This window comes from Streptomyces sp. NPDC048659 (assembly GCF_040650575.1).
GTDB lineage: Bacteria > Actinomycetota > Actinomycetes > Streptomycetales > Streptomycetaceae > Streptomyces.
Window position 1 is genome coordinate 53,355 of sequence record NZ_JBEZHM010000009.1, and the last position, 23,587, is coordinate 76,941.

The 23,587-nt window shown below is 69.9% G+C and carries 26 protein-coding genes; 22 read left to right on the top strand and 4 right to left on the bottom strand.

Going from position 1 to position 23,587, the window contains the following annotated elements:
• Window positions 1–86 precede the first annotated feature (86 nt).
• The 7 genes from AB0C99_RS09795 to AB0C99_RS09825 all read left to right on the top strand — a co-directional run bounded on the left by AB0C99_RS09795 (window position 87) and on the right by AB0C99_RS09825 (window position 5,808).
• Entirely contained in the window at window positions 87–545 is a 459-nt protein-coding gene (locus tag AB0C99_RS09795; protein WP_362471991.1) for a hypothetical protein, read from the top strand.
• Window positions 546–614: 69 nt separating this feature from the next.
• Window positions 615–827, top strand: a complete 213-nt coding sequence (locus AB0C99_RS09800) for a hypothetical protein (protein ID WP_362471993.1) — start codon at window positions 615–617, stop codon at window positions 825–827.
• An 86-nt stretch (window positions 828–913) separates the two neighbouring features.
• Entirely contained in the window at window positions 914–1,744 is an 831-nt protein-coding gene (locus tag AB0C99_RS09805) for a hypothetical protein (protein WP_362471996.1), read from the top strand.
• A gap of 249 nt (window positions 1,745–1,993) precedes the next feature.
• On the top strand, window positions 1,994–2,548 hold the full coding sequence (locus tag AB0C99_RS09810) for a hypothetical protein (RefSeq protein ID WP_362471999.1): 555 nt from the start codon (window positions 1,994–1,996) through the stop codon (window positions 2,546–2,548).
• A gap of 344 nt (window positions 2,549–2,892) precedes the next feature.
• The gene (locus AB0C99_RS09815; protein WP_362472002.1) at window positions 2,893–3,132 is read left to right on the top strand and encodes a hypothetical protein; all 240 of its coding nucleotides are present in this window, start codon (window positions 2,893–2,895) and stop codon (window positions 3,130–3,132) included.
• 28 nt (window positions 3,133–3,160) lie between these two features.
• Window positions 3,161–4,738: an IS1182 family transposase gene (locus AB0C99_RS09820; protein ID WP_362472326.1), complete on the top strand. Its 1,578-nt coding sequence runs from the start codon at window positions 3,161–3,163 to the stop codon at window positions 4,736–4,738.
• A 434-nt stretch (window positions 4,739–5,172) separates the two neighbouring features.
• The gene (locus tag AB0C99_RS09825; RefSeq protein WP_362472005.1) at window positions 5,173–5,808 is read left to right on the top strand and encodes a hypothetical protein; all 636 of its coding nucleotides are present in this window, start codon (window positions 5,173–5,175) and stop codon (window positions 5,806–5,808) included.
• 295 nt (window positions 5,809–6,103) lie between these two features.
• On the opposite strand, the gene AB0C99_RS09830 is transcribed toward AB0C99_RS09825, so the two are convergent.
• Both AB0C99_RS09830 and AB0C99_RS09835 read right to left on the bottom strand, forming a co-directional pair.
• Entirely contained in the window at window positions 6,104–6,415 is a 312-nt protein-coding gene (locus AB0C99_RS09830) for a DUF397 domain-containing protein (protein ID WP_350572286.1), read from the bottom strand.
• Window positions 6,412–7,317, bottom strand: a complete 906-nt coding sequence (locus AB0C99_RS09835) for a helix-turn-helix transcriptional regulator (RefSeq protein ID WP_350572287.1) — start codon at window positions 7,315–7,317, stop codon at window positions 6,412–6,414. Before AB0C99_RS09835 ends, AB0C99_RS09830 begins: the two co-directional genes overlap by 4 nt.
• A 201-nt stretch (window positions 7,318–7,518) precedes the next feature.
• Between AB0C99_RS09835 and AB0C99_RS09840 the strand changes: the two genes are divergently transcribed.
• The 5 genes from AB0C99_RS09840 to AB0C99_RS09860 all read left to right on the top strand — a co-directional run bounded on the left by AB0C99_RS09840 (window position 7,519) and on the right by AB0C99_RS09860 (window position 12,759).
• Window positions 7,519–9,018 carry a transcriptional regulator, XRE family protein gene (locus AB0C99_RS09840; protein WP_362472009.1) on the top strand — a complete coding sequence of 500 codons (1,500 nt, stop codon included), beginning with the start codon at window positions 7,519–7,521 and terminating at the stop codon, window positions 9,016–9,018.
• Window positions 9,019–9,075: 57 nt separating this feature from the next.
• Entirely contained in the window at window positions 9,076–10,077 is a 1,002-nt protein-coding gene (locus tag AB0C99_RS09845; RefSeq protein ID WP_362472012.1) for an asparaginase, read from the top strand.
• A 26-nt stretch (window positions 10,078–10,103) separates the two neighbouring features.
• Window positions 10,104–10,568: a PPC domain-containing DNA-binding protein gene (locus AB0C99_RS09850; RefSeq protein ID WP_350572290.1), complete on the top strand. Its 465-nt coding sequence runs from the start codon at window positions 10,104–10,106 to the stop codon at window positions 10,566–10,568.
• Between the two features lie 79 nt (window positions 10,569–10,647).
• Window positions 10,648–11,997: a hypothetical protein gene (locus AB0C99_RS09855; protein WP_362472015.1), complete on the top strand. Its 1,350-nt coding sequence runs from the start codon at window positions 10,648–10,650 to the stop codon at window positions 11,995–11,997.
• 18 nt (window positions 11,998–12,015) lie between these two features.
• Window positions 12,016–12,759, top strand: coding sequence for a 2'-5' RNA ligase family protein (locus AB0C99_RS09860; RefSeq protein ID WP_362472017.1), 744 nt, complete (start codon window positions 12,016–12,018; stop codon window positions 12,757–12,759).
• A 73-nt stretch (window positions 12,760–12,832) separates the two neighbouring features.
• Here AB0C99_RS09860 and AB0C99_RS09865 read toward each other — a convergent pair whose 3' ends face one another.
• Both AB0C99_RS09865 and AB0C99_RS09870 read right to left on the bottom strand, forming a co-directional pair.
• Window positions 12,833–13,903 (bottom strand): aldo/keto reductase, encoded by a 1,071-nt coding sequence (locus AB0C99_RS09865; RefSeq protein ID WP_362472019.1) that lies wholly within the window; start codon window positions 13,901–13,903, stop codon window positions 12,833–12,835.
• Window positions 13,903–14,352 carry an ATP-binding protein gene (locus AB0C99_RS09870; RefSeq protein WP_362472022.1) on the bottom strand — a complete coding sequence of 150 codons (450 nt, stop codon included), beginning with the start codon at window positions 14,350–14,352 and terminating at the stop codon, window positions 13,903–13,905. The genes AB0C99_RS09865 and AB0C99_RS09870 overlap by 1 nt, the downstream gene beginning before the upstream one ends.
• Window positions 14,353–15,055: 703 nt before the next feature.
• Here AB0C99_RS09870 and AB0C99_RS09875 point away from each other — a divergent pair.
• The 10 genes from AB0C99_RS09875 to AB0C99_RS09920 all read left to right on the top strand — a co-directional run bounded on the left by AB0C99_RS09875 (window position 15,056) and on the right by AB0C99_RS09920 (window position 23,582).
• Window positions 15,056–15,259 carry a DUF5999 family protein gene (locus AB0C99_RS09875; RefSeq protein WP_362472025.1) on the top strand — a complete coding sequence of 68 codons (204 nt, stop codon included), beginning with the start codon at window positions 15,056–15,058 and terminating at the stop codon, window positions 15,257–15,259.
• A gap of 80 nt (window positions 15,260–15,339) precedes the next feature.
• Window positions 15,340–15,927, top strand: coding sequence for a hypothetical protein (locus AB0C99_RS09880; RefSeq protein WP_350572296.1), 588 nt, complete (start codon window positions 15,340–15,342; stop codon window positions 15,925–15,927).
• A 168-nt stretch (window positions 15,928–16,095) separates the two neighbouring features.
• The gene (locus AB0C99_RS09885) at window positions 16,096–17,934 is read left to right on the top strand and encodes a glycoside hydrolase family 15 protein (RefSeq protein WP_362472028.1); all 1,839 of its coding nucleotides are present in this window, start codon (window positions 16,096–16,098) and stop codon (window positions 17,932–17,934) included.
• On the top strand, window positions 17,931–18,464 hold the full coding sequence (locus tag AB0C99_RS09890; RefSeq protein WP_362472031.1) for a hypothetical protein: 534 nt from the start codon (window positions 17,931–17,933) through the stop codon (window positions 18,462–18,464). Before AB0C99_RS09885 ends, AB0C99_RS09890 begins: the two co-directional genes overlap by 4 nt.
• Complete coding sequence (locus tag AB0C99_RS09895; RefSeq protein WP_362472034.1) at window positions 18,464–19,777, top strand: ATP-binding protein; 1,314 nt, start codon at window positions 18,464–18,466, stop codon at window positions 19,775–19,777. Before AB0C99_RS09890 ends, AB0C99_RS09895 begins: the two co-directional genes overlap by 1 nt.
• Window positions 19,777–20,202: a roadblock/LC7 domain-containing protein gene (locus AB0C99_RS09900; RefSeq protein ID WP_362472037.1), complete on the top strand. Its 426-nt coding sequence runs from the start codon at window positions 19,777–19,779 to the stop codon at window positions 20,200–20,202. The genes AB0C99_RS09895 and AB0C99_RS09900 overlap by 1 nt, the downstream gene beginning before the upstream one ends.
• A 23-nt stretch (window positions 20,203–20,225) precedes the next feature.
• Window positions 20,226–20,555, top strand: a complete 330-nt coding sequence (locus AB0C99_RS09905) for a DUF742 domain-containing protein (RefSeq protein WP_362472040.1) — start codon at window positions 20,226–20,228, stop codon at window positions 20,553–20,555.
• Complete coding sequence (locus tag AB0C99_RS09910; protein WP_362472043.1) at window positions 20,533–21,135, top strand: ATP/GTP-binding protein; 603 nt, start codon at window positions 20,533–20,535, stop codon at window positions 21,133–21,135. Before AB0C99_RS09905 ends, AB0C99_RS09910 begins: the two co-directional genes overlap by 23 nt.
• On the top strand, window positions 21,132–22,334 hold the full coding sequence (locus AB0C99_RS09915) for a cytochrome P450 (protein WP_362472046.1): 1,203 nt from the start codon (window positions 21,132–21,134) through the stop codon (window positions 22,332–22,334). The genes AB0C99_RS09910 and AB0C99_RS09915 overlap by 4 nt, the downstream gene beginning before the upstream one ends.
• 12 nt (window positions 22,335–22,346) lie before the next feature.
• The gene (locus AB0C99_RS09920) at window positions 22,347–23,582 is read left to right on the top strand and encodes a cytochrome P450 (RefSeq protein WP_362472049.1); all 1,236 of its coding nucleotides are present in this window, start codon (window positions 22,347–22,349) and stop codon (window positions 23,580–23,582) included.
• Window positions 23,583–23,587 lie beyond the last annotated feature (5 nt).

The following is a 23,587-nucleotide window of genomic DNA, read 5'->3' on the forward strand; positions in this document are numbered from 1 at the left end:
GCGAACGAGTGCTCCATCCGGGCCCGGGCCGTGCGACAGCCGCCCCTCCGCCGCGCCTTCTGGCCCGCCCACTTCTGGAGGCATCCGTGCCCAAGACCGCTCGCCGCCCCGCTCCCGCCGGTCGGACCCCGTCCAGCCGCTGGTGGCGCTGGAGCATCCTGTGTGCCCTGCCCAGCGCCGCTGTTGCCCTCGGCAGTTCCTGGCTCTACGAGCCGCACACCGCCGCCGATGCCCTGATGGCCGCCACCCTCTCCAGCGTCGCGGTCTACGTCTTCGCCACCACCATGCCGCTGCGCCGCCGCAGCACCACCTACCAGGCGCGCCGGGCCACCCTGGCCGTCGTGGAAGCGGACCCCGACCCCGACGGCGGCAGCCCCAGCGACACCTACGAGCTGCGGGTCTACGGCGTCAGCGTGCTGGTACGGCTGCGTCGGCACTGGAAGGGCGAGCACCTGGTCCCGTACGTGCACATCGACCACGAGGCCGACCGGCCACGGCTCCTGCTCGTCGAGGTCGACAACAAGGGCGAGACCGAGCACCGCTGAACCGACCCGCCCACCGCGCCCACGGCCGGGCCGCCCGCAGCGCCCGGCCCCCTCACCGAAGGAGCAGACGTGCAGCCCGAGTTCACTCCCGGAGACCGCATCAAGGTCGTCCTGTGCACCGACGAGCACGACCCCGTCCCCGCCGGGGCGACCGGTACCGTCACCCACTGGAATCCTCACCCGCTCATCCGGCAGCTCGGCGTCGCCTGGGACGCCCCGCACGACCACCGCCGCCTGATGCTGACCCTCACCGACGACGGCGACCGCGTCACCCGCATCTGACCCGCCCCGCTGCTGGGCGGCCTCGGACCGCCCAGCAGCACCCCGCCCGTCTGTCCGTTCACCTCGCCCCCTTGAGAGGCGCTCCCATGCCCGCGATCACCCCCGCCCCCGCAACCCTTGCCGAGGTCCGCGCCGCGATCGACCTCGAGTCCGAGTACGTCGTCCACTTCCGCGACAAGAACGCCTGGATCCGGCCCGAGTCCGCCGAGCACCGCCAGCTCCACGGCGTCGACGTCTGGCACACCGTGCGACGCTCCGGCCGCTACGAAGCCGCCGTGCACCTCTTCGAGGAGGGCGTCCTCACCCTCACCAGCCCCAGCGCGGCCGTGCGGTTCATCCCGACCGCGACCTACGAGGAGCGCTTCTGCTCGGCCGAGGACTGCGAGGAATCCACCGCGGACGGCGAAGGGTGGAAGGGGCTGTGCGGCAACTGCGCCGACCGCGCCGAAGCCGAACGCGAAGCAGAGACCGAGGAGGCCGACGCCGGCACCCCGCCGGGGCCGCCCGCGCTCCCGCCCTACACCACCGCCGATCTTCGCCACGCCGCCGCCACCGTCCACCACATGCTCCTGCTCGCCCTCGACTCCCAGTCCGGCATCGGCGAAAGCCTCTGCGACCAGCCGATCCCCCACACCGCAGGCACCGACGAGCCGCGCACCTGGCAGTCCCTCGGCGACGAGGCGGCCAGCACCGCCTACCGCGCTGTGGGGCAGCTCCTCGACAAAGCACCCGACCTCGCCGGATGGGCCATCGGACTGGCCACCGAAGACCTGGTCCCCGAGCCCGAGCCCCTCACCCGGTGGAAGGACGACGAAGCCACCGTCCGCCTCCACGTCGCCTTCGCGGACCACGTACCCGCCGACCGGCGCGCCGCGCTCTACGACGCGCTGCGCCTGGTCCTGCGTTCCGACCTCTGACCCCCGCCGGCCCGCGGCCACCCTCACACCTCGGACCCCGCCCCCCATGAACGCACCCGAGCACCGTGTCCCACTCCCCGGCGACCCGCTCCCGCGAGACCAGTTACCCGCCCCGCCCTCCCATCACCGCCGCCCAGCTCCACCAGAGCGCCGACGACGAACACGGGAAGGGGGGCGGCAACGGCGCCCCCGGCGCGTCCCGCCGCCCCCGCCCACCACCACCCCGCACCCACCAGCCTGGAGACCTCCGTGACTTCCCCCCATCCCCTGCCCGACCAGTGGGCGATCAACGTCAACCCCGTCGCCAACCTGGCGATCCTCACCCTCCTCGACGCCGACGGGATCCACCGCGACATCGGCTTCCACCCCCTCACCGCGCCCGGAACCGCGCAGCGCACCGTCCACACGCTGGCCGAGATCACCGACCCCGGCCTTCGCGCCAGCGCCCAGAAGCTGATCGACACCTTCTACCAGCGCACCGCCCGGGCCCGGGCCAACGCCGACGCCTTCGGCACGGTCGTCCCCGACCAGCAGCACCTCTTCGACCGGGTGCGCTCCGAACTCCCGGGCACCACGGTCGATCTCGGCATCGACGACGAGGCACTGACCATCGTCCTCAAGCTCACCGCCACCGGGCCCACCGCCGCAGGGCTGCTCGCCCTGACCAACCGCTGGCCCGGCACCACCTCCCCCACCGGCCTGGCGTACGGCGTCGCCCAGGATCTCGCCGACGGCATGCTGACCGTGACCTTCGACCAGCCGCACGCCGAGAAGTTCCTCACCTGGTACCGCGACCAGCCCTGAAGGAGACACAGGCCCCGCGACCGCCAACCCCGCACGAAAACCACCAGCACCCGAAGGAAGCACCACCACGGAGAACTGGGAGAGGCGCACCGTCCTCATGCCGACCGCCCCTCGGCCTGTGTGAGGACAAGATGGCCGACGCCATGGCCACTGCCCTGGCCGCCATCGGACACCGAGAGGGAGAACGACGCGGGTGGAACAGACCCGCACGGCTGTTCACCGTCCACCTGGCCGACCTCGACACCCGCTCGATCGAACTGCGCGTAGTCCCAGGCCGGCTCTGAGGCGCGCAGGTCGGCAGCCCGACCGACGCGGTCGTCCACACCGCGCGGCAGCTGCCCGCCGTGCAGCCCGCAGTAGAGCACCGCTCGTACGCCGACGCCCTCGTGGCCGGCATCGCCGCGATGTTCGAAGGCTGGGACCGGCCCGCCGACAGGAAGCCGGCCAAGTACGAGCAGCGCTCGATCACGCAGGGCAGGCGCGTCAATCACCTCGCCCCCGACCGGATCGAAAGCCGCCTCGTCTACGCGTGGACATCAACTAGAAGACTGATGAAGATGTTGGGTTCTGGCCCCGCCGGGTGAGTGGTGGGGTCAGACTCGTCTTGTGGCGATGGGGGAATGGGCCGGGGCGACCGTCGGGCCGGATGTGTGGGAGACCTGCCGGGAGCTGATCCCGGTGGGGAGTGTGTTCGCGTTCCTGGCCGAGCATCGGGGGCGGCTGTTCCCGGTGGAGATGTTCGCGGACATGTACCCGTCGGCGAACGGCCGCCCGAGCATGCCCCCGCAGATCCTGGCCGCGGCGATCACGCTGCAGTCCCTGCACGGCCTGTCGGACTTCGAGACGGTCCAAGAACTGCGGTGCGACCTGCGGTGGAAGGCCGCCTGCGGGCTGGGCCTGCACGACACCGCGTTCGACTCGTCACTGCTGGCCTACTTCCGCCGCCGGCTGGCCCGCTCCGCCTCGCCAAACAGGGTGTTCGAGGCGGTGCGGGAGGTCGTGAGGGCGACCGGTGTGCTGAAGGGGCGTCATCGCCGGGCACTGGACTCCACCGTGCTGGACGACGCGGTCGCCACCCAGGACACCGTCACCCAGCTCATCGCGGCCGTCCGGGCGGTGATCCGCGAGGTCCCCGGCGCCGACCAGGTCGCGGCCGTCCAGTGCACCGCCCACGACTACCGTGATCCGGGCAAACCCCGCATCGCCTGGAACGACAAGCAGGCCCGGGCGGACCTGGTCGATGCTCTGGTCGGTGACGCCCTGCGGTTGCTGGGGCACCTGCCCGAGCGGCAACTCGGCGAGAAGGCTGCGAACGCGGTCGGCCTGCTGGCCCTGGTCGCCGGGCAGGACGTCGAGCCTGCCGACGACTCCGACGGCCGCGACGGACGTTGGCGCATCACCCAAGGGACCGCCCCCGACCGCGTGGTCTCCACCGTCGACCCCGACACCCGGCACGTCCACAAGACCCGCAGCCACTACCAGGACGGCTACAAGGCCCACCTGGCCATCGAGCCCGAGACCGGCCTGTTCACCGCCGTCGCCCTCACCCCCGGCAGCGGGAGCGAGCACCACGAGGCGAGCGTCGCGCTCGACCTGCTCGCCGACGAGGACGAGCCCGTTGACGCGTTCGGCGACACCGCCTACTCCAGCGGCCCCACCCGCCAGGTGCTGCAGCAGGCCGGGCACCGACTGTTCCTCAAGCCCGCCCCGCTCAGGACCGCCGTGGTGGGCGGCTTCAGCCTGGACGACTTCGCCATCGACACCACGGGCGGCACGGTGACCTGCCCGGCCGGTCACACCGTTCCGCTGGCCGAGCCGTCCGGGCAGAAGTTGCAGCGCAAGGCGCTGTTCACCGACCAGTGCGCCGGCTGCCCGCTGCGACAGCGGTGCAGTACCGCGAAGGCCGGGCGGATCGTCACCATCCGCCCGCATCACGACCTGCTCGCCGCCGCCCGTCGCCAGGCCGCCATCGACCCCGACTGGCAGGCCGCCTACCGGCGTTGGCGGCCACCCGTCGAACGCGCCGTCGCCTGGCTTGTCGCCCACGGCAACCGGCGGCTACGACACATCGGCACGATCAAGAACGACGCCTGGCTCCACACCCGCGCCGCCGCCCTCAACCTGCGGACCCTGATCAACCTCGGACTCGCCCACAACGGCACCACCTGGCACATCCCGGCCACCGCCTGACGGCGGCAACCGGGCTCACACCAAGATCTTCATTGGTCTTCTAGGAGGAGTTCTACGTCCGACGCCTCCGCGGCCAACAGCCCCAACTGCTCTCCACCGCCCAGCGCGACCAGACCACGGTCAGCGCCGGGCTCGTCCCCCCTCGGCCCGGGTCGGATCGCCCACGCGCTCCGGGAGGGCACCCTGTCTTCTGGCCACTCCCCTGCCCGCTGCTCTGGTCCCACGACCGGAGCAGCCCTTCCCACCGGCGCAGATAGGCAGACGAAACCCGAAACAGAGTTGCTTAATTCTATGAATGCGGGCTAGGGTGTGCTCATCCAGGCCGTGACCACCCGGCCCTCCCCCGGCCCAGACCGCCCGGCGCGCCCCGTCGCCAGGCCAGCATCCGCCGGGCCCCCGCCCGCCCCTCGCCGGGCCGACAGAGAAGAGCGATCATGCAGTCCTGGGAGAAGCGCACCGTCTTCATGCCGAGCAAGCCCCTGGGTCTCTTCCAGGAAGATCTCGCCGATGCCATGGCCACGGCGCTGCACGCCATCGAGGCGAGGGAGGGAGAAAGGCGCGGGTGGGATCGGCCTGCCCGCCTGTTCACCGTGCACCTGGCAAGCCTCGACTCACGCTCGATCGAGCTGCGCATGGTCCCTACCCGGTCGTGGAACAGCCGGAACATCAACCCCGCCGACGCACTCATCAACGTCGCCAGAAACCTCCCCGACCCTCCGGAGGGCCTCCGTCGGCGCGAGTACGCCGACTCCCCCTTGGCTGGCGCGGCGCTGATGTTCGAAGGCTGGGGACGCCCCAACGACCGCGAGCTCACCGAGTACGAGCAGCGGGCGGCAGAGCTGGGACTGAGGGTCAACCACCTCGCCCCGGACCGGACCGAGACACGGTGCGTCTATGGCGTGGACATCAATCAGCAGCAGTTCCACGTCTTCCGTGCCCGAGGAGAGGAGGCACGGGTGTACTCCAGCTCGGAAGCCGGTTCGGATGCCTCAGCCACGGGGTCCGGGCTCATCCCGCACGCCCTGAACCGCATCGCCCACGCACTCCGCGAAGGCCACCGCCCGTTCTAAGCATCCTCATGCCACCGGGCCCGGACCCACTGCGGTCCGGTCCGGGCCAGAGCCATCGCCCTTAACGTCGCGGTCGCATGCCGAGGATCGCTGCACGGTCAGCGTGCCACGGAGCCCCCACCGCCAGATACTCCTGCGGTACAGCCAGGTCGTCCCGTCGGCCACACCCGCGGATCGCGCCCTGTGCTCAGGCCCGGACGTTCGTGCGCCCAGACGCTCCATGGGTAGCGACGCAGAGGCCGGCCCCATCTGTCGTGGGGCCGGCCTCTGCGTCGCGCGGTACTTCAGAACGGGATCACAGGTTGAGCAGGAAGTCGAAGTCCGTGTCCTTCGCGCCGAGCAGCCACGCCTTGGCCTCAGCCGGGGTGAAGACCAAAGGTAGGCGATCGGGGTTGTTCGAGTCGCCGATCAGGACGTACCCGTCCACGACGGCGACTCGAACGCAGTTCCCGCCGCCGCCGCTGTACTTGGACACCGTCCATACGACCGACGCCAGGTCGAACGAGGACGGGTCCGGCTTGCGGCTTCCGCCGCCGCCGTTGCGCTTGGACACCGTCCATTCGACCGACGCCAGGTCGAACGAGGACGGGTCCGGCGTTTCTGTCACTGTTCTAGCTCCTTGATCCTTTTCTTGAGACGCCTGCGCGTCTCGTCGGGGTCCAGCGCTCGCTCCCACAGAGTGGTGAAAGCCGCTGTGTAGCGCTGCACATCTTCTTCCCCGTCGAAGTACAGCGAACTGACCATCGTCTCCACCCATACGACCCGACGGGCCGCCTCGGGAAAGCCCATGACGACGTAGGGGCCAGCGGACCCCGGGTGCAGCCCGATCGCCTCCGGCAGGATGCGGACGGTGTTCCGGGGGTCCTCAGACTCCTGGATCATGCGCTCCAGTTGCCGTCGCACCACCGCCGGGTCGTCGGCGAGGAGGTGGAGCGCACGCTCGTCCACGAGGGCGCGCAGCTCCGCAAGTGCGCCTTCTCGCACCTGCTGCTGCCGGTCCATGCGGACATCGACGAGGGCCTTGACTTCGGAGCGACGCAGATCGGGCCGCATCAGGGTGATGACGAGGTAGGCGTACTCCTCGTTCTGATGGAGTCCAGGCCAGACGTCCCGTTCGTAGTTCCACAGCTCAGTGGCCCGGCGTTCCATCTTCAGGAAGCCCTCAAACTGCATGGGGCCGAGCAAGTGGGCATTGCGCCGCCACAGCGCGGGGCGTGGCCGACCGGCGGGAGTGGTATCGGCTCCCAGAAGGGCCAGAATCTCAGCGCTTTCCGTGGCGTTGGCCTGGTAGACCTCAAGCAGGGCTTCGACGAGGTCGCGGGAGACGCGGCGGCGCTGCCCTCGCTCCAGTCGGCTCAGTCCACTGTTGTCGATCTTGATGCCTCGGCGGCGCAGCGCTTCGTGGCCTGCGGCATCGCCTTGGGTGAGATTGCGCCGCTCGCGCAAGTCCTCAAGGCGCACGCCGACTTCACTGAGGGTCAACGACCACGGCGTCTTGGCGTCTGGCATGGTGGCCAGTCTGACGGCTCGTAGCTCCGCCTACAAGCAATATGGTTGAGCAATTTGCTCGGCCATATTGCTAACGGCTCACCTGAGGGAGCATCCTAGCGAGGGTCACGAAGAGTGCACCCCCGGTCGCGCCTGGTGGAATATGCCGGCTGGCTGGGTGGCCGGTGCTTGTCCTGCCGTTGTCCAAGGAGGGCTGTGTCGATGCCCCGCCCCACCCTGTTCCGCGTCCTCCTCATGGAGCGCAGGTGGGACCGGTGGAGCACGTTCTGCTTACGCTTCGAACAAGCGGCCCGCGACCTCGCCGAGGAAGTCAAAGCGCCCAGGCTGGCCACAATTACTGTGCCGCGACGCAGCTTCGACCGGTGGGCGAAGGGAGACTGGCATGGCGTACCGCGCCCGGACACGGCCCTGATCCTGGAGCGGCTCTTCGGCGTCCCCTCGGAGGATCTTTTCAGCCCCGCTCCGGAGTCCGTTCACCTCCAGGCCTCGCCGCGTGATCGTGATGGCCTCAGCGCCTCTCTCAAGATCACGGACAACTGGCCCACAAGCCGTCTGTACATGCCCTCGGGCGAGCTGCCTGGTTCGTGGGAGATGGTGGGCAGGCAGGCGCTGGACGGGACGGCTTCCTCTGTAGCCTTCCGTCCTGCCACGCGTTCTGGCTCCGTAGCTCAGATCGACGTCACCAACACGGCCGCTCTCGAACGCTTCCTGCGGTCGGCCAGGCGCGGGTTCCTCATCGGAGTGGACGAGCGGGAAAGCACCCCCCAGCTCTTCGTGATCGACGCCGCGAACGCCCGGCGTGCCCGCGCCACGGCCCCGGGGCGCAGCACGATCGAGCTGCCGGCCGCGCACGTGCTGGACGATCTCACCTACGGTCTGCTCTGGTCTCTCGTCCAGTTCGACGACGGACTGCTTGCAGACGACTCCGCTCTGGCCCAGGAGCAACACGCCCTGGACACCTACCTCGCCCTTCCGCGGTCAGCTCCCAGCCGCATGGCGATGCCCGACCTCAGCACGGCTGGAACGCAGTGGTTGGGGTCGAGCTTCTGTGCGCAGCACATCATCCGCCGGCTCGATGGGCTGATGGAGCCCCCGGTCTTCTGGACACGCGAACAGACTGGTGAACAGGCTGCTGCGTGGCTGTGGTTTCAGCACAAGATCGACTACCTCAGGACCTTGTCATCGCGCTACGCCGAGGGTGCTGCACCGATGTCTCGTGCCTTCTGCATCCCCGAGAGCGAGGTCAGCCGGAGCGACCGGTACGAGCGGATCCTGCTGCTCCTGGCGATCTCCCTGATGGAGCTGCAAGGTATCCGCGTCGACGTTCTTCCCGACCCTGAGTACTCGGAGGTGGACGGGTTCGCACTGATTCCCGAGCAGCGGGCAGTGGTAGCCAACTGGACGCGAACCGACGCTATCTGGGCCGTGGACACGGTGACACAGCGCCCCGCTCTCCGGGGATACCGCGAAGCAGCGGGCGAAGCACAGGCGCACAGCGTGATGCGGGGGCCCGACCCGCAGACCCGGCTGCGTGCTCTGGCCGGATACCTGGAGATCGACTGGACTTGGCTGGTCGTACGATGCCGCGAGCTGAGGGAGTGCGGGATGGCGAGCATCGTGCGGCCCAGGAGCCGGCACCTCAGCGTCGAGGCCTTGGACGAGGTGTTCCACTTCTTCGGATCCCTTGCCCCCGACCGGTGAGAGGCACGACGCTGACCCTGACCTGTTCTTGATCCTCTTCTGTGAAAGGCGATCGCCGTGGACCCCAAATCCCAGGTTCCGCTCCCGCGTGTTCTGGTGCTCTCGCTCGGTGGCACCATCGCCATGGCGGCCGATACGACGGGACAGGGCGTCGCACCACGGCTGACCGTCGAGGATCTCGCCGCTGCGGTGCCTGAACTCGCCTCGGAAGCCACGCTGGAACTGGTGGACTTCCGGAAGATCCCGGGGGCATGGCTCGAGGTGGAGGACATCGCCGCTGTCGCTGAACTGCTCAACAAGCGCTCCTCGGACACCGCGGGGTTCGTAATCACCCAGGGCACTGACACCCTCGAGGAGACGGCCTACCTCCTGGACCTGCTGTACACCGAGGACGCGCCGGTCGTCATCACCGGCGCCATGCGCAATGCGCAGATGGCGGGCGCCGATGGGCCGGCCAACGTCCTCGCCGCAGTGCGCACTGCTGCCTGCCCCGAGGCCCGTGGTATGGGCGTTCTCGTCGCATTCTCGGACGAGCTCCACGCGGCCCGGCACGTACAGAAGACCCACAGCACCAGCACGTCCGCCTTCACCTCACCCGGCGCAGGACCGGTCGGGCATCTGGTGGAAGGCCGACCCCGGATCCACTTCACGCTGCCGCGCCAGGGGCATATCGACCTGCCCGTGGCGCGCCCTGCCTCCGTCGAGCTGATCGAGGCCACCCTCGGCAGCGAGGGCCTCCTCCTCACCGAGGCTGCAGCCCGGCTCGACGGGCTCGTCGTCGCGGCCTTCGGCGCCGGCCACGTCCCCCGGACATGGGCGCAACGGCTGGGCGACCTCGCCGCACGCGTCCCCGTCGTCCTGACTTCCCGCACCGGTGCCGGAAGCGTCCTCACCCACACCTACGACTTCGGTCCCGGCTCGGAGACCGACCTCCTCGGCCGGGGACTGATCAACGGCGGCCGATTGGAACCGCGCAAGGCTCGGCTCCTGCTACTCGCTCTCCTGCGCTCCGGTGCAGACCATGCCTCGATCCAGGCCGCCTTCGCCACCCACCGCTGACCTTGACGACTCACGATCGGACTCCCATGCGCACCACCGAGATCACCATCGGCCGAAAGTTCGCCGTCGCCCTCGACCACGGCGAGGACTTCTTCGAGGCGCTGGCCGTCTTCTGCCGCGAAACCGGAATCCGCGCCGGCTACGTCACGTTCATCGGAGGCTTCAGCCACGCCCGGCTGGTAGGAACCTGCGAGCCCCTCAAGCACCCGGAGCGCCCGCTCTGGGAAGAGATCGAAGTCAAGACCCTGGAAGTCCTCGGCAACGGAACTCTCGCCTGGGACACCGAGAACGACCGCGTCGCGCCGCACATCCATGTCACCGCCGGCCTCAAGGCAGACGCCGCTGACGGGCGGACCAGCCACCTCCTGGGCGCGACCGTCCAGTTCGTCACCGAGCTCGTGATCGAGGAATGGACCTCACCCGCGGTGACCCGCCCGCGCAATCCCGACCTCTACGACGTGCCCCTGCTCACCTTCGGACAGAAGGGCTAATCCCACCCGGCCGGCGTCCAGGTAGACCTTCGCCGCCGCGCGATCCGCTCATCCGGCACCCAGCCTTGAAGGAGGAGGCATGGCCACCACACGCTTCACTCTCCTCGTGCAGGAGAGAAACTGGGACTCGTACGAGAAGTTCTGCATTCACTTCAGCGAGGCAGCGAGACGGGCGGCCGAACGGGAGAACGATCCCCGTCTCGCGCGGGCGGATGTCTCCCGCAGTTCCTTCGACCGGTGGATGGGCCGCAAGGGTACGTTCAAGGGCACTCCCCGCCGTGACGCATACCTCGTCCTTCGACACATGTTCAACATGTCGCCCGAGCGACTGTTCGAGCAGGTTGAACCCGTCTTGCGCCCCCCCATCGACTTCACCTCCGGCGCGGCGGCTCCTCCCGCCCGAGCGCCCGAGTTCGACGACCCGCTGGCAGTTGTCGCGCAGACACACAAGCTGACCAGTTCCAACGCCGATGACCCCATCCTCATCATGGTGACCCAGTCGATCGCCAGCATCGTGAGCCGCTACGAAGCGCTCGGACCGCACCAGCTGGCCGGCGAGGCCCGAGTCATCCGGGAGATGCTCCACGGAGTCCTGGGCGGCCAGCAGCCCCCACGCGTACGGGCGGAACTCTTCCGGCTCGCTTCCCAGGCAGCTGGGCTTCTCGGGTACATGGCCGTCAACGCAGGAGCGCGGTTCGAGGTGGTCAACGCCTACTGCACGGAGGCAGAGTCGCTGGCCCGTGAGATCGGCGAGGTCTCGATGCAGATGTGGGCGACCGGTACCCGGTCGCTGGGCCTGTACTACCAGAAGCGGTACGCGGAAGCCGACGATGCGGCCTCCGCCGGCATTGCCCTGGATCCGGACAACCCGCAGGCAATCCGGCTGCTCGTCAACGGCCGATCCCGTGCACTCGGGCGCCTCGGCGACCGTGGCAGAGCCGAAGCCGCCATCGGACAGGCAATCGACCTGTCGGATCGGCAGTTATCACTCCCCGACGGCCTGACCTCGTGCATCAGCTTCGACCCCTACTCCATGCCACGAACGCTCGCGAACGCCATCACCACGCGCCTGTCGCTCGGTGACACGGCCGAGGTCGTCGCGCACGCCGCGGAGATCGAGGACCTGGTGGCGCACTCCCCCTCGGACTGGAGCCGCGCCCTGGTCGGCCTGGACGTGGCATCAGCACTGCTGAAGCAGGACTCCCCCGAAGTCGAGCACGCCATGGCCCTGGGCGGCAGAGCACTGCGGGCCGGCATCGGCCGGCCTATCAAGTCGGTCTGGGAGAGGGCGAAGGAGCTGTATGTGGGCGCCGAGCGGTGGCATGACGAATCCGTTGTAGGGGACTATGCCGATGAGCTCCGGAGCTGGCGGGCGCAGCCCCAGGTAGGACCGCTCGCCGAAGTTCAGCACGCCCAGATCACCCCCTGACGAACACCGAGGAGCCCTGTGACGCCCGAGCTGGCGACCGACCCGAGCGCCTTCCCCTGTGAGCCGCCGGCCGATCTCGACGATCCGGACACGATCGTCGAACACGACTGGCACGCCTTCCAGGGCGTCGAGCACATGGGTGATCACTGGGATCGGCCGGGATGGTCCGACGGACAGCGCACGTACTACTGGATGCTGACCTTCTCCGGAGCGTCCGAACTCCTGGGCCTGGCAGGGCACTGTCAGAAGGCCCTGTACGACCTGGGGATGGATCCGGTCCCGAGTGACGGGCTGCATGTGACGATGCTGCGGGTTGGCCGTACGGATCAGGTGTCCGTGGACCAGGTCGAGCAGCTTCTCACCGTGGCGCAGGACTTGCCTGTTCAAGCGTTTCGCCTCCTCGCCCATCCGCTAGCGGGTTCACGCGGCGCAGTCCGGTTCAGCCTCTCGCCCTGGCGCCCCGTGATCCGCCTCCACGCCGCCCTCGCCGACGCTGGCGAACGGGTCGGCATTCCCGGTGGCAGGCCGACGAGCGCCTTCCGCCCGCATCTGGGGATCGCCTACAACAACCGGACCCGGCCGGCTGCGCCCGTCATTCACGCGGTAGGGCAGCTCCGCTCACTGCCGCCCGTCGCCCTGGACGTGGCAACGGTTGAGCTGGTGGAACTACGCCGTCAGGACAGGGCGTACTGCTGGCGGACCGTTCACTCGGTCCCCCTGCGTCCCGAGGTTCCTTCCCAGCCCAGCGCCCCGAGCAGGTGATCAGCGGCTTACCCACGGCCGGCCGCGTCGTCCCGGCCCTCCGCCACGGGCGGCCTGAGCCTCTCTTGAGGGCTCAGGTACGGGCCGGCTGAGGCACTCGTCGCCGCGGCTGGTGTTCTATGTCAGCCCGGATCTGGGCGAATGCCGTGTCGATCACCTGAAGCTCGGTAGCCGTGAGAGCGGGGCCTGACAGGCAGCCGAAGTTCTCCTCCAGCTGAGCCGTGCTGGTGAAGCCGACGACAGCTGCGCAGTGGTCGGCTCTCTGCAGACAGAAAAGCAACGCCAACCTGGTCAGAGCCCCCGGCTCATTGCCGAAGTGGACTCGCAGCGGCTGCATCCCGGCCGTGACGCTCGTGGCCTTCTCGGGAGTGAGGATCCTGGCCCCCGCCGGCCGGACGGCAGAGCCGGGGGACGGCGTGGTGTTCCGTGGGCCTCGTCCTGTGAGCAGGCCGTGAGCCAAGGGGGCCGCGAGGATCACACCGACTCCGTGGCGGGCGGTGAAGGCGAACAGATCCTCGCCCTCCAGGGTGATCACCGGGGTGAGCGCGTTGAAGCGGGTCCAGATGATGTTCGGCTTGATCATCCGGAAGAGGTAGAGGAACCGGGCCGCGCAGGCGTCACGTTCCGCCGGCGTGGCGCCGTAGGGGACGTACGGGCCCCGCATCCCAATAGCTCTCACGGCCCCCACCTCACGAAGGGTGCGCATCTGCTCGATCGCGCCGCCCAGATACCGGTCCTGCGGGCCGAAGTCCCAAGAGTCGAGCGTGTAGAGGTCGAGTTCCTCGATGTAGAGGTTCTCGAGCGTCTGCTGGAACTGGTGATGAATGTGACGGCCCGCGTAAGCGTGTGGAGCTGAGCCGCGGACGTGCCCGACCTTGCTGCTGGTGAGCAGCTTCTCGTCCGGGTGCTCACGCAGGAACCGACCCAGCAGGCGCTCGGCATGGCCGGCACCGTAGCAGTCGGCTGTGTCCAGCAGGTTGGCGCCGAGCTCGACGGCGCGGCGTAGGCCGTCGAGAGCGCGCCCGTCGCTGACCTGGGTCTGCTTAGGGCCTTCGGCTACCCCGATGGCACCGCAGTTGACGCCGAGCGGGTGAGCGTAGAGGCCCTGTCCCAGGTGACGTTTCGTGGAGTCGAACGCACTCATCAACGAGAGCCTGCCCCTGTTAGCACGGCGATGACGATCTTCCCGTCCGTGATCCGCTCGACCGTCCAGGTACTGGCGAGGGTGTGGACGAGGAACAGGCCTCGTCCGTTCGTGGCCACGTCCGCGAGCTCGGTCGACGAGTTGAAGGGGATCGTGGGGAGAGCACGGGTGTCAGGAGCACGGTCGACGACTCCGAGCGCTGAGCCGAATTCGTAGACCTCGATCCGCATCAAGACCGCACCGCCGGCGTGCCGGATGGCGTTGGCGATGAGCTCGCTGGCTACCACCATCGCGTCATCGGCTCGGGTTCCGTCCGTGCTCAGCATGTCAGCAAGCTCGACGCGAGCAGTGCGCTGTGGGGCCTCTCGCCCTTCAAGCACGATGTCGCGGTGCTTCAACAGGTCTCCGAGACTGCGGTCACGGACCAGCTCAGCGGTTGTCGGGGGCACTCTCGTCTCCTCGGGCTCGAGACGCCCTGCGGCGTAGCCGGGATTGGCCTGCCTCAACCGTGGCGGAATTGCGTTGGCGTCGGTACGCCGAACCGTGGCCACTTCTTGGCCACTTCGTCGCCATGCCCCTCCGTCGCCCCGTCCAGCACTGAGGGCAAATAGTTCAAATCGGATAGAGCTTGGCGTCATCACGCTGCTGAAGTGGCGAAGAAGTGGCCACGGTTCGGCGTACCAGTGCGCAGCAATCCACGGCACCGTGGGGTCAGGCCGATAGCCCGCCGTTCTGGGACCCCGGAACGATGCCTCGGTCGGACCCGCCCGGTCGCAACGAGCCGGCTCAGCTCGCCGGACACCCCACTGAAGGGAGTAGTTGATGGGACACCCTGCTGTCGCCTCTCGCGCCATCGACGCCTCGGCAGGGGCCACCGTCGACCGCCCCAGGTACGGGGCGAGCGTCAGCGCACGGCACTGGACCCCCGTGCACGCCATGCGCTGGCGCCTTGCCCTCGGGCTCCGCGCCCCGATCGGGAGCTGGCCGGTGCTGCCCCTGCATCGTGGCCCCCGCAAGGCCGGAGCGAGGCACACGGGCATGGCGCCCACGCCTCCCGGCTGCCGCGGCGAGGGACTCCCCCGCGGCAGCCGGTCCCCTTCGTCGCCACTCCTGTCCCTGCCCCTCCAGCGCCGCTTCCCCCAAGGAACCGCCATGTGTCAGCACAAGCCCACCTGCCCGTCCGCCGAGGCAACGGACCGCGAGGCGGCCGTCGTGGTCTCGGCCCACCCCGAGCAGGGGTGGAGCCAGCTGTGCAACGGCGTCCTCCTCTTCGACGACACCGGTGAGATCCTCCCCGACGGCAAGATCATCCAGCCGCGCCGGCTGACCGCCACCACGCCGCGCGTTGCGGCATGAGCAGAACCCCGTTCCTTCAAGGGGGCCTCCCGGTGCCATACGTAACCGCGTGGAGCGCGGAGACGTACCCGGCGCCCACCGTGGTTCTGCACCGGACAGGGCTGGGCATCGGCTATGCGGACGAGACCCAGTACGACCGCGACATGGATGGCGTGCTGTGGATCCGGCAGGCCATCGCCCGAGGGGCCGGCAGGGCGTTGTTCCCGACCGTCCACGCGCTTCGTCAGCGACGCGCAGTCAGCCGAATGTTGTGTCAGGTCTGTGGCGTGGACACCATGGAGCTGGACCCGGAGCGGCAGCTGTTCGTGCTCAAGGACGTTGGCCGGCCGGTGGGTGAGGGGGAGCTGACCACCGCCGCCCCGGTCTGCCCCCCGTGTGCGTTCATCGCGGTCAAACACTGCCCCCATCTTCGCGAGCACGTGGCTGCGTGGGTCGCACGCCCGGTGTGCTGGGGCGTGGCTGGAATCCTCTACGACCCCACTTCCCTGCAGCCGGTTCCTGGGGAGGACCTCGTTCAGGTCGCCTACGACGATCCAGCTATTCGCTGGGTGCTGGCGTCCCGTCAAGTGCTGTCGCTCCAGGGCTGCGTCGCTGTGGATCTGAACGACCTCGGCCTGGCGGCGAAGTCGAGCCTGGCGGAGGCCCCGGCCCCCTTCCTCCGCTCCTGAAGAACGCGGCGAAGCGCTCGTACGCCGTGCCCACCCGCAACCGCCCGGTCTCTTCCGGGCCCGTAGAGATCGGACACCATGGAAAGCCGCCTCATGTCTCCGCACCAATCCCTGCCTCTCGGGGCAGCGGTTACCGGTGCGCTGATCCCGACCCCCAGGAACGCTCTGGTGCGGCCCCGGCAAGTGGGACGGATCGAGGACCACGGCTTCATCGGGAACATGCGGACGGCCGCCTTGGTCGACCGGGACGGCGCCATCGACTGGATGGGCCTGCCCCGCTTCGACTCCCCTACCCACTTCACGAGCCTGCTCGGGACCGAGACGCACGGGCTGTGGCGCATCGGCCCGGCTGGTGCGGACGGTGCCGCGCCCGCAGCCGCGGACCGGCGGCGCTACCTCGACGGCACGCTGATCCTGGAGTCCACTTGGATCACCCCGACCGGCACGGTCCAGGTTCTCGACTTCATGCCGACCACCGGTGGGGCGCCGCAACTGGTCCGCATCGTGCGCGGCGTCAGCGGCAGGGTGCCGATGCGATCCCTGATGCGGGCGCGCCCCGGGTATGGAATCCGCGTGCCGCTGATCGAGGTCGACGGCCGCCGCGCGAGCGCCGACCTCGGTAACGGCCGGCTCTGGCTCGACACCTCCGCCCCCACTCGTGAGGCCGACGGTGACCTGTCGTCGGAATTCACCGTATCCGCGGACGAACGCGTCTCCTTCACCCTGTCCTGGGAGCAGGGCCACGACGCCCCGCCGCCGCTGCCGGACGCGACCGCGCTGCAGAAGGCGACCGCGGACTTCTGGAGGGACTGGATCTCCCAGTCCACCTACACCGGGCCCCACCGGGGAGTCGTCGAGCGGTCCCTCATCACGCTCAAGGCCCTCACCTACGCGCTGACCGGCGCCATCGTGGCTGCGCCGACGACGTCGCTGCCCGAAGAGATCGGCGGCGTGCGGAACTGGGACTACACCTTCTGCTGGCTGCGCGACTCCGCCCTCATCCTGGAGATGCTCCTGGCGTGCGGCTTCGTGCAGGAGGCCAAGGACTGGATCGTCTGGCTCCGGGTGGTCATCGGGGGCCACCCCGAGAACTTGCAGGTCATGTACGGGGTCGGCGGCGAGCGCGACCTGCCCGAGACTGTGCTCGACTGGCTGCCGGGCTTTGAGAACTCGGCTCCGGTCCGGATCGGGAACGGCGCCGTCAAGCAGCTGCAGCTGGACATCTACGGCGAGGTCATCAACACCCTGTACGTGGCGCAGCAGCGCGACCCGAGCCTGACGGCGGTTGTCGCGCCGCTGATCACGGACCTGGTGGGCTGCCTGGAGACGTGCTGGGAGGAGCCGGACGAGGGGGTGTGGGAGGTCCGCGGCCCGCGCCGGCAGTTCGTCCACTCCAAGGTGATGGCCTGGGTCGGCTTCGACCGGGCTGTGCGTCTCGTCGACTCCGGGGCCTGTCAGGGTCCGGTGGAGCGGTGGCGGGAGATCCGGGACACGATCCACGAGCAGGTCTGCCGCGACGGGTACGACGAGCAGCGGAACACCTTCACGCAGTCGTACGGGTCGTCGGCGCTGGACGCCTCCCTGCTGCAGCTGGCCATCACCGGCTTCCTGTTCCCGGACGACAAGCGGCTCATCGGCACGATCGAGGCGATCCAGCAGGAGCTGTCCATCAAGGGCGGGTTCCTGCTGCGCTACCGCACCGAAGGCGCGGCGCCGGGTGTCGACGGCCTGCCCGGTGACGAGGGCGCCTTCCTCATCTGCTCGGGGTGGCTGGTCACCGCTCTCGCTCTCATCGGGCGCGTCGACGAGGCCGAGATCCTCCAGGACGGACTGCTGCGGGCCCGCAACGACCTCGGCCTGCTCGCCGAGGAGTGGGATCCCGTCAACGAGCGACAGCTGGGGAACTTCCCGCAGGGCTTCTCGCACGTGGCGATCATCCAGTCCGAGCTGGCCCTGGAGGCCGCGCGGTGTGACCGGGAGCTGGTCGGAGCGGGGGCCGCGCGATGAGGGCGGCCTCCCTCCGCCCGGCGGGGTTCGCGGCTGCCGGCCCCGGGGCGGTATCGCCCTCGTACGGGGCCTGCCCCGGCCCGCAGGAGATCACCATCGACGACCTGTTCCCCCTGAGGGTGGCGGACGAGCCCTTCGCCGCGGTGATCGGGGAGCACTTCGACACCCTGACGATGCCCAGTCGCACCGCGCTGGAAGTCATCAGCCGTTTCGAAGGGTTCCGGCCTCATCCGGTGGGCGCTGCCATGGCCCGTGCGCTCACCGACGAGTGGGTCCTCATCCTCCCGCCCGGCTCCGGCTACGGCATGCAGTGGAGCTGGCCGGCCGAGCACCGTAACGAGGGCCTCCTCGAGGTTCCGCCGCACACGGCCGGACCGGGCGACGACCTGCGCTGGGCCCGCTTCGGCAACGCGCAGGGACGGGTCTTCAGCGCCCCGTTCCTGCTGATGGCCGCCCTGTGTCCGCCGCCCGCGACCCGCCCTCCGTACTTCGCACCTGCCCGAGACGACCGCACGCCCGTGGGGATCTGATGAGCACTCTGATAGAAGCCGCAGCAGTTGCCGTGCCGTCGGCGCTGGCCCTGGCGGGCGGAGGCGCGGTCTGGCACCTGCGGGGGACCCTGCGGGCGGAGCGCCGACGGTCCGACAGGTTGCAGCGGCATGCCGAGAACCTGACCCGGCAGTTGCGGGCCGCCGAGCTGATCCTCGGGCAGGTGGCCGACGAGGTGGTGCCCGCGATCCAGGAGGCCGTCGTCCGGCCCGGCGCCGGACAAGGCGTCGACTTCACGCTGCCGGACGCCCTGACGGGCACCGTGATCGCCGACCGGGTGCGTGCCGTCGTGGATTCGGTGGCCGCGGCGATGCGGCAGGTGCAGTACGACGCGGAGACCGCCACCAGTGTTCAGGTGTCCCAGGTCAAGCAGGACGCCGAGACAGCGGCCGCCGAAGCCCATCGGGCTGCCGAGGAGGCCGCCCAGGCGGCGGTGCGCAGCTTCGCCGCGTCCTTGGTGGTGATCGCATCGAAGGTGAGCCGGCAGATCAGCGAGGGGGTGCGCCAGCACGCGGGCGGGGAGGCGTACGAGACGCTCGTCACCATCGACCGTCTCGTCCAGCAGCTGCTGCTGGTGGCGCAGAACTACGTGATTCTCGGCGGGGGAAAGCTGTCGAGGCGCTGGCCGGCCACCACCTTCACCGACGTGGTCCAGGCGGCGATGGGCCACCTGGAGGGGTTCGAGCGGATCAAGCACGAGGAATCCGATGTCGCCCTGACCAGCCGGGCAGTCGGGCCGGCCGTCCACACGATTGCGGTGCTCCTCGACAACGCGCTGAAGTACTCGCCCTCCTCGGCCTTCGTAGACGTGCGCCTGCTCAACGGGCACCACGGCCTGACGGTCCGGATCGACGACGCCGGTCTGCAGATGAACCGCGAGGCCGTGATGGCCGCCCGCCAGACCCTGAACGGTGAGAAGGCCGCGCCGGTCACCCAGCACGGGGCGCACCCGCGCACCGGGTTCGCGGTGGCCGCGGTCCTGGCCCGCGAGTACGGCTTCAGCGTGGACCTGGAGGCCCCCAACTCCTACCGGGGCACGAGCGTCCAGATCTTCTTCCCCAGCCACCTGCTCACCCACGTCCCCGAAGAGCCGGCCGCCAGCACGCAGCCCGCGCCAGCGGTGCCCGCGCCGCAGACCACGTCCACTGGCCTGACCGTCCGCCGGCGCGGCGCGGCCCTCGCACCGCGGCAGCCCGCCGGTGACGAGCACGCCCAGCCGGGCCGACCGAGCGTGGTCGCCGCCTGGGCCGCCGGCACCAGCCGCGCGCGCCCCACCACCCCCGAAGGAGCCTGATGTTCACCGACACGCACGCCAACAAGCTCGGCTGGCTGCTCGACGAGCGGTTCGCCACCCTCGACGGAGTCCAGTGCGCGGTCCTGCTCACCACCGACGGCATGCTGCACTCCCGGACGTCCTCCATCGGTCACGACCAGGCCGAGCGGCACGCGGCCATCGCCGCCAGCCTGCGCGGCGCCGCCCGCACCTACAGCGAGGAGTTCAGCGGCGGCGGGATGCGGCAGCTCCTGCTGGAGCTGAACGAGTACGTCTGCCTGATCACACAGGCCGGCCCGAACGCGCTCCTGCTCGTGCAGACCAGCGGCCCGGACGTCGATCTCGCCGCGATCGCCCACCAGATGGGCGAGCTCGCGGTGAGTGTCGGCGACCGGATGGCCGTGCAGGCCCGGACGCCGGTACGGGACGCGCAGGCCGCGGGGTGAGCGGGCCGCGGCGGGACCCGGACATGGTGCGGCCCTTCGTACGGACCGGAGGGCGTGACCGCCCCAGCCGACCGGACGTGCGCCTGGAGTCCCTGGTCCTCGCCGCGACCGGCCCGGCCGACGGGCTACGCCTGAACCACCGCCGGGTCCTGGCCCTGGCCAAGGGCGTCCAGGGCGGCCTGGCGGTGGCCGACATCGCCGCCGTCCTTCAGCTCCCGCCGTCCACCGTCCTCATCCTCGTCTGCGACCTGATGGACAGCGGCCACCTGATCAGCCCCGTCAACGCCCTCGACGACCAGCCCGACATCGACATCCTCAAGGAGGTGCTCCGTGGTCTACGAGCCAAGGTCTGAGATCCGCCCCACCACCGCGGTGCACTCCGCGAAGATCGTCGTCGCGGGCGGCTTCGGCGTGGGCAAGACCACCTTCGTCGGGTCCGTGTCCGAAGTGCCGCCCCTGCACATGGACGAGCCGATCACCCAGGCCAGCACAGGGGTGGACGACCTCGCCGGCGCCCCGCGGAAGCAGACCACCACCGTCGGCGTCGACTTCGGCCGCATCCACATCAGCGCGACCCGGGTGCTGTACCTGTTCGGGACTCCCGGCCAGACCCGGTTCCGGCCGCTGTGGCAGAGCCTGATCGAGGGCGCTCTGGGCGCCCTGGTCCTCGTCGACACGCGCAACCTCGACGCCTCCCATGAGCACCTGGCCCTCCTGGAAGAGCACGCCGTCCCGTACGCCGTGGCGATCAACCGGTTCGACGACGCACCCGCGTATCCGCCCGAGGAGATACGCCAGGCCCTCGCCCTGGACGCGGACACCCCGCTGACCGCCTGCGACGCCCGCGTGGGCCGCACCGGCTACCTGGCCCTGATCGAACTCGTCACCTACCTGACAGCCCGCCACCTCCGCCCCCTGGAGCGCCACCCGTGACCACCGCCCCCGGCACCGCCCCACCGCCGCCCCGTATCGCGCTCTACGAGGCCGAGTTCGCCGCCGACCCGCACGCCGCCTACACGGCGATGCGCCTCGCGTACGGACCGCTCGTACCCGTCGACCTGGCGCCCGGCGTGCCCGCGACCCTGGTCATCGGCTACGACCAGGCCCGCCGCATCCTCAACGACGAGGTGCGCTTCCCCGCCGACCCGCGGGTTTGGGAGCAGGCGGTGCCCGACACCTGTCCCGTGCGGCCGATGATGGAGTACCGCCCCAACGCGCTGCGTTCGGCTGGCCCCGCGCACTCCCGGTACCGGGCGGCGAACGCCTCCGCCCTCGACGCCGTCCACCAGCACCGCCTGCACGCCCTCGTCCAACGGGTCGTCGCCGAGACGATCGCCGACTTCCGCGCTGCGGGCCGTGCCGATCTGCTGGCGCAGTTCGCGTGGCCGCTCAGCTTCCGGATCCTGAGCGCGCTGCTGGGCTGCCCGGACGAGCTCGGGCTGCGCATCGCGGACGGCATGGCCAAGATCTTCGACGGGGTGAACGCGGCGGCCGGCAACCAGATGCTGGCCCAGGCGGTGTCCGAGCTCGTCGCCTTGCGCCGCAGCCGGCCCGCCGAGGACGTCACCTCCCGGCTCATCGCCGACCCGGCCCGGCTCGACGACACCGAGATGGCGCACCAGCTCGTCACCCTGTACGGCGCCGGCATCGAACCGCTGACCAACCTGATCACCAACACGCTGTTGAAGATCCTCACCGACGAGGACTTCTCCGCAACCGTGCACTCCGCCGGCGCCTCCGTGCGCGAAGTGCTGGACACCGTGCTCTACCGCGACCCGCCGCTGGCCAACTACTGCATCACCTACCCGCCGCAGCCCGTCCACCTCGACGGCATCCTGCTGCCCGCCCACCAGCCGGTCGTCATCTCCATGGCCGCCTGCAACAACGACCCCGCCCTGGAAGGAGGCGGGTCCGGCGACCGGGCCCACCTGTCGTGGAGCACCGGCCCGCACGCCTGCCCGGCACGCTCCCTGGCCTACCTCATCGCCGAGACGGCCGTCACCGACCTGCTCGACGCGCTGCCCGAGATGGACCTCGACTGCCCTGCCGACGAGCTGACCTGGCGCCCGGGCCCGTTCCACCGCGCGCTGACCCGCCTCCCGGTCCGCTTCCCCGCCCTCGCCGCAGCCTGAAGGAGACCTCCCATGCCCCAGCCCGCCAGCCCGATCGTCCTCGACCCCACCGGCGCCGACCACCACGGCGAGCACGAGCAGCTCCGCGGCCACGGCGCCGCGGTCCGCGTCGACATCCTCGGCGTGACCGCCTGGTCGATCAACGACCCTGCCCTGCTCAAGAGCCTGCTGAAGAACCCCGACGTCTCCAAGGACGCCCGTGCCCACTGGCCCGGCTACGAAGAGGCGATACGGACCTGGCCGCTCGTGCTGTGGGTCGCCGTCGAGAACATGTTCACGGCGTACGGCGACGACCACCGGAGGCTGCGGCGCATGATCGCCCCCGCCTTCTCCGCTCGCCGCATCGACGCCCTGGCCCCCGTCGTCGAGACCATCGTGGAGGCGATCCTCGACGACCTCGACGCCCTGCCCACCGGCCAGAGCATCGACCTTCGCGAGCACCTGGCCTACCCGCTTCCCCTCGCGGTCATCGGCCACCTCATGGGCGTCCCCGCCGACCAGCGTGCCCACTTCCGCGGTGTCGTCGACGGTGTCTTCGACACCACCCTCACCGCCGACGAGGCCGCCGCCAACACCAAGGACCTGTACAGGGTCCTGGACCAGCTCATCGCCACCAAGCGCGCCGACCCCGGCGACGACATGACCTCCCTGCTCATAGCCGCCCGCGACGACGACGGAGACGGCCACGGCCTGTCCGACGCCGAGCTCTGCGACACCCTCCTGCTGATGATCAGCGCCGGATACGAGACCACCGTCAACGTCCTCGACCAGGCCATCAGCCTCCTGCTGACCCACCCCGACCAGCTCAACCAGCTCCGCGCCGGCCACGCCGGCTGGTCGGACGCCGTCGAGGAGACCCTGCGCCTGGAGCCGGCCGTCAAGCACCTGCCGATGCGCTACGCCGTCAACGACATCGTGCTGCCCGACGGCCAGACCATCGCCAAGGGCGAGGCGATCCTCGCCTCCTACGCCGCGGCCAACCGGCACCCGGACTGGCACGGCGAGACCGCCGACGACTTCGACATCCGTCGGCCCGCCAAGGACCACCTCGCCTTCGGGCACGGCGTGCACTTCTGCCTCGGCGCCCCGCTCGCCCGACTGGAACTCGCCACCAGTCTGCGGAAGCTCTTCACCCGCTTCCCCGACCTCGAACTCGCCGTCCCCGCCGACCAGCTCAAGCCGCTCGGCTCCCTGATCAGCAACGGCCACGAGCAGCTGCCCGTCCGCCTCCGCCCGGCCGCGGCCTGACCACC

Bases quoted from the DNA above. Each gene is read 5' to 3' on its own strand.
- AB0C99_RS09850 (WP_350572290.1), top strand. From the start codon at position 10,104: ATGCGCACCACCGAGATCACCATCGGCCGAAAGTTCGCCGTCGCCCTC.
- AB0C99_RS09890 (WP_362472031.1), top strand. From the start codon at position 17,931: ATGAGGGCGGCCTCCCTCCGCCCGGCGGGGTTCGCGGCTGCCGGCCCC.
- AB0C99_RS09900 (WP_362472037.1), top strand. From the start codon at position 19,777: ATGTTCACCGACACGCACGCCAACAAGCTCGGCTGGCTGCTCGACGAG.
- AB0C99_RS09825 (WP_362472005.1), top strand. From the start codon at position 5,173: ATGCAGTCCTGGGAGAAGCGCACCGTCTTCATGCCGAGCAAGCCCCTG.
- AB0C99_RS09905 (WP_362472040.1), top strand. From the start codon at position 20,226: ATGGTGCGGCCCTTCGTACGGACCGGAGGGCGTGACCGCCCCAGCCGA.
- AB0C99_RS09920 (WP_362472049.1), top strand. From the start codon at position 22,347: ATGCCCCAGCCCGCCAGCCCGATCGTCCTCGACCCCACCGGCGCCGAC.
- AB0C99_RS09805 (WP_362471996.1), top strand. From the start codon at position 914: ATGCCCGCGATCACCCCCGCCCCCGCAACCCTTGCCGAGGTCCGCGCC.
- AB0C99_RS09835 (WP_350572287.1), bottom strand. From the start codon at position 7,317: ATGCCAGACGCCAAGACGCCGTGGTCGTTGACCCTCAGTGAAGTCGGC.
- AB0C99_RS09895 (WP_362472034.1), top strand. From the start codon at position 18,464: ATGAGCACTCTGATAGAAGCCGCAGCAGTTGCCGTGCCGTCGGCGCTG.
- AB0C99_RS09840 (WP_362472009.1), top strand. From the start codon at position 7,519: ATGCCCCGCCCCACCCTGTTCCGCGTCCTCCTCATGGAGCGCAGGTGG.
- AB0C99_RS09875 (WP_362472025.1), top strand. From the start codon at position 15,056: ATGTGTCAGCACAAGCCCACCTGCCCGTCCGCCGAGGCAACGGACCGC.
- AB0C99_RS09855 (WP_362472015.1), top strand. From the start codon at position 10,648: ATGGCCACCACACGCTTCACTCTCCTCGTGCAGGAGAGAAACTGGGAC.
- AB0C99_RS09865 (WP_362472019.1), bottom strand. From the start codon at position 13,903: ATGAGTGCGTTCGACTCCACGAAACGTCACCTGGGACAGGGCCTCTAC.
- AB0C99_RS09820 (WP_362472326.1), top strand. From the start codon at position 3,161: ATGGGGGAATGGGCCGGGGCGACCGTCGGGCCGGATGTGTGGGAGACC.